The sequence below is a fragment of the Micromonospora carbonacea genome (assembly GCF_014205165.1).
Lineage (GTDB): Bacteria > Actinomycetota > Actinomycetes > Mycobacteriales > Micromonosporaceae > Micromonospora > Micromonospora carbonacea.
Genome location: NZ_JACHMZ010000001.1, coordinates 1,320,144 through 1,332,128 on the forward strand (window position 1 = coordinate 1,320,144; position 11,985 = coordinate 1,332,128).

Annotated in this window: 8 protein-coding genes; 7 read left to right on the forward strand and 1 reads right to left on the reverse strand. The window is 74.1% G+C overall.

Features of this window, described 5'->3' with window-relative positions; all coding sequences use genetic code 11:
- Positions 1 to 22 precede the first annotated feature (22 nt).
- Positions 23 to 2,740, reverse strand: coding sequence for a sugar-binding protein (locus HDA31_RS05985; protein ID WP_178066006.1), 2,718 nt, complete (start codon positions 2,738 to 2,740; stop codon positions 23 to 25).
- A 531-nt stretch (positions 2,741 to 3,271) separates the two neighbouring features.
- Here HDA31_RS05985 and HDA31_RS05990 point away from each other — a divergent pair.
- The 7 genes from HDA31_RS05990 (at position 3,272) to HDA31_RS06020 (ending at position 11,964) form a co-directional block, all read left to right on the forward strand.
- Positions 3,272 to 4,435 carry an ROK family protein gene (locus HDA31_RS05990; protein WP_178066005.1) on the forward strand — a complete coding sequence of 388 codons (1,164 nt, stop codon included), beginning with the start codon at positions 3,272 to 3,274 and terminating at the stop codon, positions 4,433 to 4,435.
- Between the two features lie 33 nt (positions 4,436 to 4,468).
- The gene (locus HDA31_RS05995) at positions 4,469 to 5,515 is read left to right on the forward strand and encodes an extracellular solute-binding protein (protein WP_178066004.1); all 1,047 of its coding nucleotides are present in this window, start codon (positions 4,469 to 4,471) and stop codon (positions 5,513 to 5,515) included.
- A 150-nt stretch (positions 5,516 to 5,665) separates the two neighbouring features.
- Complete coding sequence (locus HDA31_RS06000) at positions 5,666 to 6,739, forward strand: ABC transporter ATP-binding protein (protein ID WP_178066003.1); 1,074 nt, start codon at positions 5,666 to 5,668, stop codon at positions 6,737 to 6,739.
- Positions 6,736 to 8,529, forward strand: coding sequence for an ABC transporter permease (locus tag HDA31_RS06005; protein WP_246384075.1), 1,794 nt, complete (start codon positions 6,736 to 6,738; stop codon positions 8,527 to 8,529). The genes HDA31_RS06000 and HDA31_RS06005 overlap by 4 nt, the downstream gene beginning before the upstream one ends.
- A complete protein-coding gene (locus HDA31_RS06010) occupies positions 8,526 to 9,473 on the forward strand; it encodes a creatininase family protein (protein WP_246384073.1) in 948 nt (315 codons plus the stop codon). The genes HDA31_RS06005 and HDA31_RS06010 overlap by 4 nt, the downstream gene beginning before the upstream one ends.
- The gene (locus HDA31_RS06015) at positions 9,470 to 10,432 is read left to right on the forward strand and encodes an amidohydrolase family protein (protein WP_219824946.1); all 963 of its coding nucleotides are present in this window, start codon (positions 9,470 to 9,472) and stop codon (positions 10,430 to 10,432) included. The genes HDA31_RS06010 and HDA31_RS06015 overlap by 4 nt, the downstream gene beginning before the upstream one ends.
- Before the next feature lie 74 nt (positions 10,433 to 10,506).
- Positions 10,507 to 11,964 (forward strand): lyase family protein, encoded by a 1,458-nt coding sequence (locus tag HDA31_RS06020; RefSeq protein ID WP_178066000.1) that lies wholly within the window; start codon positions 10,507 to 10,509, stop codon positions 11,962 to 11,964.
- The last annotated feature ends 21 nt before the right edge of the window (positions 11,965 to 11,985 follow it).

Below are 11,985 nucleotides of genomic sequence, written 5' to 3' on the forward strand. Positions count from 1 at the left end.
GGGGCCCCTCCTTTCAACAGGGTCAGCGCAGCGGGAGGCTGCGGGCCACGGCCGCGCCGTGCGACTCGTACGCGGCCAGCAGGGCGGTCGGCCGGCCCGAGGCGACCGGCACGACGACGGTCACCGACCGGTTCGCCTTCAGCTCGACCGTCCGGTCACCGAGGGCGGCGGAGCCGTCCCAGGCGTACAGGTAGGCCGTGCCGGACCGGTCGGCGCGCAGGGTGACCTTCACCCCGCCGGGGACCCGGCGCTGGTCGGTCAGCCGCAGCGCCTTCTCGGGCAGCCGCGCCACGGCGGCCGGGGCCACCCCGTCGACCGCCGACTGGGCGATGGTCTGCGGGCTGTGCACGCTGCGCGCGGCGGTGTCCGGGAAGACCGGGGCGCTGGGCTGCCGCGCCGCCGGGGTGTAGCCGGGCAGGGTCGCCAGGCCGTAGCGGTACGGGTCGGCCCGCACGCCGGTGAACGTGGACCAGCCCAGCCGGGACTGGGAGCTGAGGTCCTGGGTGTCCGAGTCGTAGACGAGGACGTTGAAGCCCATCCGCTTCGGGTCCACCGCGTCGGGCAGCACCGCGAACGGGATGCTGGCCTCGATGGTGTAGCCGGCGTACGGGCTGGTCACCTTGCTGACCACGGTCATGCCCGGCGCGGTCGTCGCCCCCGGGCCCTGCCGGTTGTCGGCGTCGCGCTGCCAGCACGGCGGGTCACCGTTGGCCGGGTCGTCGGTGACGGGGAAGATGCCGGCCTTGAACACCGTGGAGGTGTCGGTCGAGTTCCCCTTCGGGTCGACGATGATCTCGACGCTGTCGGTGCGCCGCTGCCGCTTGCAGTCCTGCGGCACGACCTTGCGGCCGAGCACGTCGTCGGTGACCTGGACGAACACCTTCAGGGCGTCGGCGGTCCAGGCGATGCGGCCCGTCGCGGAGGCGTCCTGCGGCGTGGTGGCCTGCCCCTCCCAGATGCGGGAGAAGTCCAGCTCCTCGCCGGGGTACTCGCCGGCCGAGGCCACCCCGTCGACGGCGTGGCCGGCGCCGGCCTGCGGGACCTCGGTGGTCGGCACGATCTCCAGCGCGCCGGTCTCGACGGTGCTGCCGGCGGCGCTGGTGGTGGTGATGGTGATGCCGTAGTCGCCGTCCGTGCCGCCCTCGTTGGCGGTGGGCAGGGTGGCGTCGGTGTTGGTGACGGTGAAGGTGACCGCCCCGGTCGCGCCGGGGGCCAGGCGGGTGTAGCTCTTGGTCGCCGCGTCGGCGGTGAAGCCGGCGGGCAGCCCGAGGGTCACGGTGCCGCTGCGGGTGGCCTTGCCGTGGTTGCGCAGGTCGACGCGGACCGACCGGCTCTTGCCGGAGCCGATGGTGAGCACCGGCTTGATCAGCGTGTCGAGCTGGGGGTACCCGCCCTCGCCGGCCCACTCGCGGAACACGCCCACCTCGGGCAGCGGCTCCAGGGTGCCGCGCACGTCGGCGACGACCCGCACGGCCCGGTCGGTGCGCCCGACGCCCTGGCGGGTGGTCAGGGTCGCGCCGACGAGCTGCTGCTGGTTGGTGTCGGCGCCGGCGGGGACGGTGACGGTGAAGGTCGCGGTCCGTTCCTTGCCCGCCGGTACGCTGCCGCGCAGCGCGCCGGTGCCCTTGGCGGTCCAGCCCTGCGGCAGCCGCAGGTCGATCCGCGGCGCGGCCAGTGCCCGGTCCCGGGGCGCTCGCACGTGCGCGGTGACCTTGGCGGTCTCGCCGGGGGCGAGGTCGAACCGGTCGGTGGTGAGGTACAGCTCGGTGCCCCGGGGCAGCCCGCCGGCCGCGTTCGGCAGCACGGAGCCGCGCAGGATCGCCTCGGGCGAGGTGTCCGCCGGGTCGTACGGGACGCGGCTGTCGACCAGGGTGTAGAAGTCGCAGCGCATCTTCGTCGGGTCGGTGGGGGCGGCGGCGGTGCCGGCCCAGCCCTGGGTGACGTACTCCCGGCGGGCGTCGACCTCGATCTCGGCCCACGTCTTGCCGGTGACGCTCGGCGTGCCCTCCCAGACCCCGAAGACCTGGTCGGTGGGGACGGTCGGCACGAAGCTCGTCGCGCACTCGGGCCCGGTGGCCGAGGTGCCGGTGCCGCCCGTACGCAGGAACTTCGCGGCCCGGAACGGCTTGAGCCCCTCCTTGCGGAGCTGCTCGGGGAACGCGGCCGGGTCGGCGGCGGCGTGGAACGCCTCGGCGGCGAACCGGGCGGCCTGCTGGTGGTTGCCGTGGTTGCCCGGGGTCGGCGAGGGGTTCATGGTCATGACGATTTCGGGCCGGGTCTGCCGGATCACCCGGACGATCTGGGCGAGCGTGTCGTCGTGCCCCCAGATCTGCTCGGACAGCGGCGCGGACGCCGTGTACCAGAAGTCGACCCGGTCGAGGTTGTAGAGGTTCTCCACCCCGGCCCGGCCGATCGCGGTGCGCTCCTCGCGTTCGCGGATGATGCCGAGCGGGGGGCCCTCTTCGAGGCCGACGGCGTTGCCGCCGCCCTCGCCACGGGTGATGGTGACGACGCCGGCCTTGGCGCCGTGCTTCTCCTTCCACTGCCCGAGGGTGGCGAGGCTGCCGGCCTCGTCGTCGGGGTGGGCGCTGACGAAGAGGACGTCGAGGTCGACGGCGTCGCCCGCCCGGCCGCCGTGGCGGTCGGCGGCTGCGTCGGCGGGGGAGGCGAGGGCGGCGGCGGGCACCCCGGACAGGGCCAGGGCGAGCGCCGTGGGTAGCAGGAACGCCTTGATGCGCATGCGGATCCTTCCGGAACTGTCCCGGGTCCGGGCAGCGGCCATCGCCGTCGGACGCGGGGCGTCGACGCGGGGTCGCCGGTCGGGCGGCGGGACGGTGGGGCGGAGACGGTGGCCACCGGCGGTGCCGGGCCACGGTGGGCGGCGGCAGGGAACATCGCGGTACGGCGGCGGCGGGTCGCCGTCACCGGGGTCACGGCGGCGGCGGGTTGCCGTCACCGGCGGTACGGCAGCGGCGCGGACTCCGTCACCGGGTACAGCGGCGACGCGGGTGTCCGTACACACTGGAAGGCCTTCGCCCGGTGACGCTAGGGACCGGCGCGGCGGCCCGTCAATGCTTTGCAAGGTCTTTCTTCCTTTGCGGAAGAAATAAATCCAGGTCGGTCCACCTCTCCCGGCCACCCGACCGCCGCGCGCCCGCGCTCCGACACCGGTGTCGAAGCGGGACGTTTCCCCTGTTCGTGAGGGTGCCTCGGGCGGGCCGAGACGTTTTCGTTACTTGACTCGATAGTTCGTTCGCCGTAGGAAGGAAGTGTGACTGACGTGGTGACGCCACCAACGAGCCCGGTGAGCCGGGAGCGGTCGAAGGAGATCAAGCGGTTGTCCGTGATCTCCACCGCCCGCCAGGTGCGGGTGCTCTCCCGCGCCGAGCTGACCGAGCTCACCGGCCTGAGCCCCGCCACGCTCACCCCCCTCGTGCGCGAGCTGATCGCCGAGGGCTACCTCATCGAGCGGGGGCCCGGGGCGTCCCGCGCCGGCCGCCCCCGGGCGATGCTGGAGTTCAACCCGCGCGCCGAGCTGGTCGCCGCCGTCTCCCTGGAGCCGTCCCGGCTGAGCTGCGAGATCGCCGACAGCGACGGCACGGTCGTCGCCCACCGCACCGTCCGCCTCGCCGGCGACATCATCGACACCATCTGCCGGTCGGTGCCCGAGCTGGCCGGCGACGGCCTGCCGGCGCTGCGCGGGGTCGCCATCGCCGCGCCCGGCGTCTCCTCCGGCGGGGCCGTCCGGCTCGCCCCCTCGGTCGGCCTCGTGGAGGGCCGGCCGATAGGGGAGGCGGTGCAGCGGCACCTCGGCGTGCCGGTGGTGGTCGACAACGACGTCAACCTCATGGCGGCCGGCGAGCACGCGGCCGGCGCGGGCAGCGACGTCGCCGACCTGCTGCTGCTGCACGTCGCCGACGGCATCGGCGCGGGGCTGGTGCTCGACGGCCAGGTCCGCCGGGGCGCGGGCGGGGCGGCCGGCGAGGTCGGCTTCCTGCCGTTGGACCCGGCCGACCGGGGGCACGACGGGGTCGGCCCGTTCGAGGCCCGCTGGTCGGAGAACGCCGTGGCCGAGCGGGTGGTGGCCCTGGCCCCCGGCCGGCGGCCCGAGGCCCCGGTGGCCGCCCTGGTCGAGCTGGCGCGCGCCGACGGCCGCGCCGCCGCGTACCTCGACGAGGTGCTGACCGCGTGGTCCCGGCTGATCGTCTCCTGCGTCTGCGTCATCGACCCCGGCCGGGTGCTGCTCAGCGGCGCGGCCGCCCAGCTCGACGACCCGGCCGTCGACCGGCTCCAGGCCCTGGTCGCCGCCGCCGCGCCGAGCACCACCGAGGTACGCCGGGCCGTGCTCGGCGACCGGGCCGTGCTGCACGGCGCGGTCAGCTACGCCCTCTCCGCGGCGGCCACCGGGCTGCCGACCCTGCTTCCCACCCCCTAGCTCCGCCCGACCCGAACCCCTCGGAGGTACCCCATGAGACGTCGCCTTCTCCTCGCCGGTGCGCTGGCCACAGTCCTCGCCGCAGGCACCGCCTGCGGCGGCGGTGGCGACGACGCGTCCGGCGATGCGGGCGCCGAGAAGCTCACCATCTACACGGCCCGCGACAAGAAGGTCTCCACGTTCGTGGTGGACCAGTTCACCGCCAAGTACCCCGAGTACAAGGGCAAGGTGGAGATCCTCAACCTGGGCGCGCAGGAGATCCTGGAGCGGGTCCGGGCCGAGAAGGCCAACCCGCAGGCCGACGTCTGGTGGGGCGGCACCCAGCAGGGGCTCTCCGCGGGCGCGTCCGAGGACCTGCTGACCGGCTGGCAGCCGGCGTTCGCCGCCAAGATGGACGCGAAGTACAAGGACGCCGAGGGCCGCTGGTTCGGGGAGATCCTGCTGCCCGAGGTCATCATGTACAACAACAAGGCGCTCACCCCGGAGCAGGCCCCGAAGGACTGGGACGACCTGCTGAAGCCGGAGTGGAAGGACAAGATCGTCATCCGTGACGTCGCCGCGTCCGGCACCATGCGGTCGATCTACGCGGCGATGATCATGCGGCAGTCCCCGGACGGCAGCAACCCGCAGCCCGGCTACGACTGGCTGAAGAAGCTGGACGCCAACACCGGCTCGTACGCGGCCAACCCCGCCGACCTCTACCTCAAGCTCTCCCGCCAGCAGGGCGTGCTCAGCGCCTGGAACCTCCAGGACATCCTGCTCCAGGCCAACCAGTCGAACATGCCGTTCGGCTACGTGATGCCGGCCTCCGGCGCACCGGTGCTCGTCGACGGCATCGCCGCGGTCAAGGGCGGCAACACCACCGGCGCGCAGAAGTTCATGGAGTTCCTCTTCGACGACGCGCTCCGCGCCGACCTGGCCAAGGACTACTACCAGATCCCGGCCGTGGAGATCGCCGAGAAGCCGCAGTGGCTGGCCGAGCTCAACCTCAAGCCGCTGGACGTCGACTGGGACGTGATCGGCAAGAACGAGACCGAGTGGATCAACCACTGGAACAGCCAGATCAAGAACAAGGGCTGACCACGGCGGCACCGGGGCGGGCCCGCTGCGCCCTGGGCCCTGCCCAGCGGGGTGAGAAGGGGACCCTTCTCTACCGCAGGCGTTAACAAGGGGCCCTTCCTTGCGCAGTGCCCGCCCCGGAACCACCCAGCCACCACAGGAGAGGACGCCATGATCGATGTCACGCTGGAGTCGGTGAGCAAGCGCTTCGCGCGCGGCGGCGACACCGCCGCCGTGGCCGACGTCGACATCACCATCGCCGCCGGGGAGTTCTTCACCCTGCTCGGCCCGAGCGGCTGCGGCAAGACCACCACCCTGCGCATGGTGGCCGGGTTCTACTTCCCCACCTCCGGCCGGATCCGGTTCGGCACGGAGGACGTCACCCGGCGTCCGCCGAACAAGCGCGACACCGGCATGGTGTTCCAGAACTACGCGCTCTTCCCGCACCTGTCCGTCGCGCAGAACGTCGCGTACGGGCTGAAGATCCGCAAGGTCGGCCGCGCCGAGTCGAAGCGGCGCGTCGAGGAGGCCCTCGGCCAGGTGCACCTCGCCGGGTACGGCGACCGGCGCATCGACGAGCTCTCCGGCGGCCAGCAGCAGCGGGTGGCCCTGGCCCGCGCTCTGGTGATCCGGCCGAAGACGCTGCTGCTCGACGAGCCGCTGTCCAACCTCGACGCGAAGCTGCGCGAGGAGACCCGCACGGAGATCCGCCGCATCCAGCAGGAGGCCGGCACCACCGGCATCTACGTCACCCACGACCAGGCCGAGGCGATGGCCATGTCGGACCGGATCGCGGTCATGCAGGCGGGCCGGGTGCAGCAGATCGGCGCGCCGCAGGAGATCTACCACCGCCCGGCGACCAGCTTCGTCGCCCGGTTCATCGGGCGCAGCAACGTGCTCACCCTGCCCGTGCTGGGGGCCACGGAGCGGGCCGTGACGGTGGGGCTGCCCGGCGGCGGCGAGATCGACGTGCCGGCCCCGGCCGGCCACGGGCTGCGCCAGGGCGGGACCGCCCAGGTGTCGGTGCGCCCCGAGCACATCGGCCTGACCTCCACCACGGAGGCGGGCGCGCTGCCCGGCCGCATCGCCGAGCTGGAGTTCACCGGGATGGCCACCAACCTGGTGGTCGACACCGCCGGCGAGCGGATGCAGGTGGCCGCCGTCGACGTGCCGGCCGGCATCGCCGTCGGCGACCAGGTCGGGCTGCGGCTCAACCGGGACCGGATGTGGGTGGTGCGTCCGTGACCACCATCCCCGCCGCCCCGGGCCCGGCCACCGTCGCCCCGGTCACCAAGGAGCCGACGCCGCCGCCGGGCCCGCGCCGCCGGCTGGCCGCCCGGTTCGCGGGGGGCACCGGCTCCCGCTGGTTCCCGTACGTGCTGGTCTTCCCGCTCGCGCTGGTCCTCTTCGGGTACGTCGTGCAGCCCATGTTCGCCACCTTCGCCGAGAGCGTCGGCGTGGACGGGGTGGAGAACTACGGCAGCTTCCTCACCGGCGCCGGGGTGGCCCGGTCGTCGCTGGTCACCTCGCTGATCATCTCGGCGGCCAGCGTGCTGCTCTGCGGGATCGTCGGCGTGGCGATGGCGTTCCTGCTCAAGCGCTTCTCGTTCCCCGGCCGCAAGCTGATCGAGGCGATCATCCTGGTGCCGGCGGCCCTGCCGCCGCTGATCGGGGCGATCTCGTTCCAGCTCCTCTACAGCGAGACCGGCATCCTGCCGCGCGGCCTGCAACAGCTCTTCGGCGCGGAGAACCCGGTGCTGCCGTTCAGCGGCATCGCCGGGGTGCTGGTGGTGCACACGTTCACCATGTACCCGTACTTCTACCTCTCCGCCTCCGCCGCCCTCGGCGGGATGGACCCGTCGGTGGAGGAGGCCGCGTACAACCTGGGCGCCGGGCGGGTGCGGGTGTGGCGCACCGTGCTGCTGCCGATGCTCACCCCGGCGCTGGTGTCGGCGTCGCTGCTGGTGTTCATGACGTCGCTGGCGTCGTACACCGCCCCGCTGCTGTTCGGGGTGGACCAGACGATGACCATGCAGATCTACATCAACCGCACCAACGGCGACCTGCCGATGGCGTCGACCTACGCCTCCGTGCTCGGCGTCGTCTCGGTGCTGTTCCTGCTCGGCATGCGCTGGTACGAGGGGCGGCGCAGCTACCGCTCCCAGTCCAAGGGCGTCGCCGCCCACCGGCGGGAGATCACCAATCCGCTCGGCCGCTGGCTCGCCCTGGCGGCGTCCCTGCTGGCCACGGCCGTGCTGCTCGCGCCGGTGGCGACGATCGCCCTGGTGGCGTTCTCCCGGGACGGCTCGTGGACCACCGAGGTCATCCCGGCGCGGTACACGACGCAGAACTTCGTCACGATCTTCGCGGAGCCGAGGGCGTTCCAGCCGATCCTCAACTCGCTCAAGATGAGCCTCATCGCCACCGTCGCCTGCGTCGTGGTCGGCGTGCTCATCGCGTACGCGGTGCGCCGGCTGGACTTCCGCGGCCGGGGCCTGCTGGACGTGGCGGTCATGCTGGCCTGGGCGCTGCCCGGCACGGTGGTGGCGATCAACCTGATCTCGGCGTTCAGCACCGGCAACGCGTTCAGCTTCGGGCAGGTGCTCATCGGCACCTTCTGGATCATGCCGCTGGCGTACTTCGTGCGGTTCCTGCCGCTGGTGTTCCGCTCCAGCTCGGCCGCCCTGGCGCAGCTCGACCCGTCGCTGGAGGAGGCCGCCCGCAACCTCGGGGCGTCCTGGTGGCGGGCGTTCCGCACGGTCACCCTGCGGCTGATGCTGCCGGGCGTGCTGGCCGGCGCGCTGCTCGCCTTCGTGCACGGGGTCGGCGAGTTCGTCGCCTCGGTGCTCATCTACACCTCGGAGACCGCGCCCATCTCCGTGGAGATCAACAACCGGATGTACTCGTTCGAGGTCGGCACGGCCGCCGCGTACGGCATGCTCCAGGTGGTCCTGATCTTCGTGGTGATGGTGGTCTCCGGCCGCCTGGAGGGCGGCCGGCGCTCGACCCGGGAGGCAGCGCGATGGACGGCGTGACGACGACACCGGCCGGCGGCCACGTGGCCGAGTGGCTCGCCCACGGCGGGCTGGTCCCGGTCGCCCGGGTCCCCGGCGGGGAGCTGGCGGCGGTCGCCGCCGCGGCCGACTTCGCGGTGCTGCCGGTCGGCGCGGTCGAATGGCACGGCCCGCACCTGCCGCTGGGCACCGACCTGATCCTCGCCGAGGGCTTCGCCGCCGAGAGCGCGCAGGCCTCCGCAGACGGCGCGGCCCCGTCCGGCGGCGGGACCCCGGACGGGGCCGCGCCCCCGGCGGCGGGCCCGCGCGGGGTGCTCTTCCCCGCCGTCGCGTACGCCGCCTGCCCCGGCCAGACCCGGCCGTGGCCCGGCACCGTGGCGATCCGCCCGGAGGTCGCCGTCGGCTACCTCGCCGACGTGATCGAGGGCATCGTGGCGGCCGGCTTCCCCCGGCTGCTGATCGTCAACGGGCACGACGCCAACATGTCCACCGTCCGGGCCGCGATGGAGTGGGTGTCCGGCCGGCGCACCGCGAGCCTGCTGCTGGTCAACTGGTTCCAGCTCGTCACCCCCGCCGAGACCACCGAGCTGTACGGGCCGCAGGTCTCCCGCGGCCACGGCGGCGCGTACGAGACGTCCGGGGTGCTCGGGTTCGACCCTGGCGCGGTCCGGCTCGGCGCGGTCGACGACCTTCCGCCGAAGCCGAAGCTGCCGGTGACCCACCCGTACGTGCTGGTGGAGTCCCGGCCCGACCCGTGGCAGGGCTGGTCCGGGCACGTGTCGCTGGCCGACGAGCCCGCCGGCCGGCGGGTACGCGAGCTGGCCGGGGCGCGGCTGCGGGAGGTCGTCGCCGCCTGGGTGGCCGCCGCCCCGCCCGCCCCGCCCACCGCCGACCCGCTGCCGGACTCGTCGGCCGGCGTCGGCCGGCTGCCCGACCCGCCGCCCGCCGAGGGGGAGTCGTCGTGACCGTCGACCGGGGACTCGACATCGTCGACTTCCACCTGCACTTCCGCATCGCCGCCGACCCGACGATCCAGGCGTGCGAGCACGCCGCCGGGATGCACCCCGGCGGGGAGCACGAGCGGGCCGTCCGCGCCGCCGGCTCCGCCCCGTACGCGGCGCAGTGGCGGCGGGCGTGGGCCTTCGCCGACCCGGAGCCCCCGGCGCCGCGCTGGGAGGACGAGGCGGACCGGTGGGCCGAGGAGCTGCGCCGGGTGAACGTGCGGCGGGCCGTGTTCGTCACCGGCGGCGGCAACGACACCGTCGCCGACGTCGTCGACCGCCACCCCGACCTGCTGCTCGGCCTCGCCCACCACGACCCCTACTCCCCGGGGGCCGCCGCCGAGCTGGAGCGCGCCGTCACCGAACGCGGCCTGCGCGGGCTGAAGCTGTTCGCCCCGCTGCTGCGCGGCCCCCTCGACCACGCCGACCTCGACCCGCTGTGGGCGACCGCCCAGCGCCTCGGCGTGCCCGTGCTGATCCACATCGGGCACTACGGCAGCGCGGGCGGGCTGAGCTTCGGCCGGCACGGCGGCCCCGACGAGCTGGCCCGGATGGCCCGGCGCTTCCCCGAGCTGGCCGTGGTGGTGCCGCACTTCGGCGTCCAGCACGTGCAGGACCTCCTCTTCGCCGCCTGGGGGTGCCCGAACATCCACGTCGACACGTCCGGCTCCAACCAGTGGGTGCGCTGGATGCCCTACAAGCTGACGCTGGAGGACCTGTTCCGGCGCTGCTACGAGACCATCGGCCCGCACCGCATCGTCTACGGCAGCGACTCGTCGTGGTTCCCGCGCGGCTACGTCACCCGCTACCTCGACGACCAGCTCCGCGTCTGCCACGAGCTGGGCCTGCCCGACGACCACCTGCGCGCGATCTTCGCCGGCAACGCCGAGCGCCTGCTCGGCCTGGACACCACGACCGGCTGACGTCCCGGGCGCGGCGAGCGGCGTCGCGCCCGGCCCACGTTCGCGCCCGGCACCGGAAGGAAGCAGAGACCCTGATGAGCACACCCGCGCTGACCACCTACCAGCGGCACCACCTGCGGCCCACGTACGACCACCACGTCGGGCGGCTCTTCCCGGCGATGGTGCGGGCCAGCCAGGCGCACGTGGTGATGCTGACCGAGCAGGGGCTGATCCCCGCCGAGCGGGGCGCCCGGCTGCTGCGCGGGCTGGCGGAGCTGCGCGCCGACACCAGCGCCGCGCCGCCGTTCGACGGCACCTTCGAGGACACGTACTACCTGCTGGAGAAGCGGCTGGCCGCCGCGTGCGGCGTGCCGGCGTCCGAGCTGGACGTGCAGATGGCCCGCAGCCGCAACGACCTCGACGCCGGGGTGTTCCGGATCCTGCTGCGCGACCAGCTCGTCGGCGTCCTCGACCGGGTGCTCGCCACCGGGGCCACCGCCCTGGCCGCCGCCGACCGGTACGCCGAGGTGGTGATCACCGGCTACACCCACCGCCGGCCCGCCCAGCCCACCACGATCGGCCACGCCCTCGCCGGGTACGCCGAGGCCCTCGCCGGCGAGGCCGCCGCCTACGCCGACCTGATCGACGCGCTCAACGTGTCGCCGCTGGGCTCCTGCGCGTTCGCCGGCACCGACCTGGACATCGACCCGGCCCGGGTGGCCGAGCTGCTCGGCTTCGCCGGCCTGGTCACCAACTCGTACGAGGCGGTGGCCGGCGCGGACCACCTGGTGCGGGTCGGCACCCTCAACGCGCAGGCCCTCGCCACCGGGGCGCGGCTGGCCCGCACCCTGATGGACTGGCTGAGCTGGCGCTGGGTGACCACCCCCGGCGACTTCACCCAGGGCAGCAGCATCATGCCGCAGAAGCGCAACCCGGTGGTGCTGGAACACCTCGTCTCGTACGCCGGGGCCACCGCCGCCGACGCCGCGAGCGTGCTCAACAACGTCGGCGCGGCCTGGTGGGAGGACTCCAACAACGCCACCACCGACGTGCAGGTGCGGCTCTGGGAGAGCAACGACCGCGCCGACCGGTTCTTCGCCCTGCTCGGCGGCTTCCTCGCCGAGATCGAGCCGCTGGAGCCCCCGTCGGCGGAGGAGATCGTCGCCTCCGGGGCCACCACCACCGCCGCCGCGGACGCGCTGACCCGGCACGGCGTGCCGTTCCGCGCGGCCCACTCCGTCGTCGGCCGGCTGGTCCGCGCCGGCGCGCCCGACACCTGGACCGCCGAGGGGGTCCGGGCGGCGGCGCAGGGCATCACCGACCGGCTCGACGACGACGCGGTCGCCGACCTGCTCGCCGCCGCCGTCCGCCCCGAGCTGGTGCTCGACCGGGCGCAGGTCGACGGCCCCGGCCGGTGCGCCGTCCGCAACCAGGTGGCCGCGCTGCGCAGCCGGTTCGACACCGTCGCCGGCCGGCTCGCCGCCGTACGGGCCCGGCTCGCCACCGCCGACGAGGCGCTCGACGCCGTCGCCGCCGAACGGGCCGCCCGGTGAGCGCGCGCGCCACCACGACCG

Bases quoted from the DNA above. Each gene is read 5' to 3' on its own strand.
- HDA31_RS05985 (WP_178066006.1), bottom strand. From the start codon at position 2,740: ATGCGCATCAAGGCGTTCCTGCTACCCACGGCGCTCGCCCTGGCCCTG.
- HDA31_RS06000 (WP_178066003.1), top strand. From the start codon at position 5,666: ATGATCGATGTCACGCTGGAGTCGGTGAGCAAGCGCTTCGCGCGCGGC.
- HDA31_RS05995 (WP_178066004.1), top strand. From the start codon at position 4,469: ATGAGACGTCGCCTTCTCCTCGCCGGTGCGCTGGCCACAGTCCTCGCC.
- HDA31_RS06020 (WP_178066000.1), top strand. From the start codon at position 10,507: ATGAGCACACCCGCGCTGACCACCTACCAGCGGCACCACCTGCGGCCC.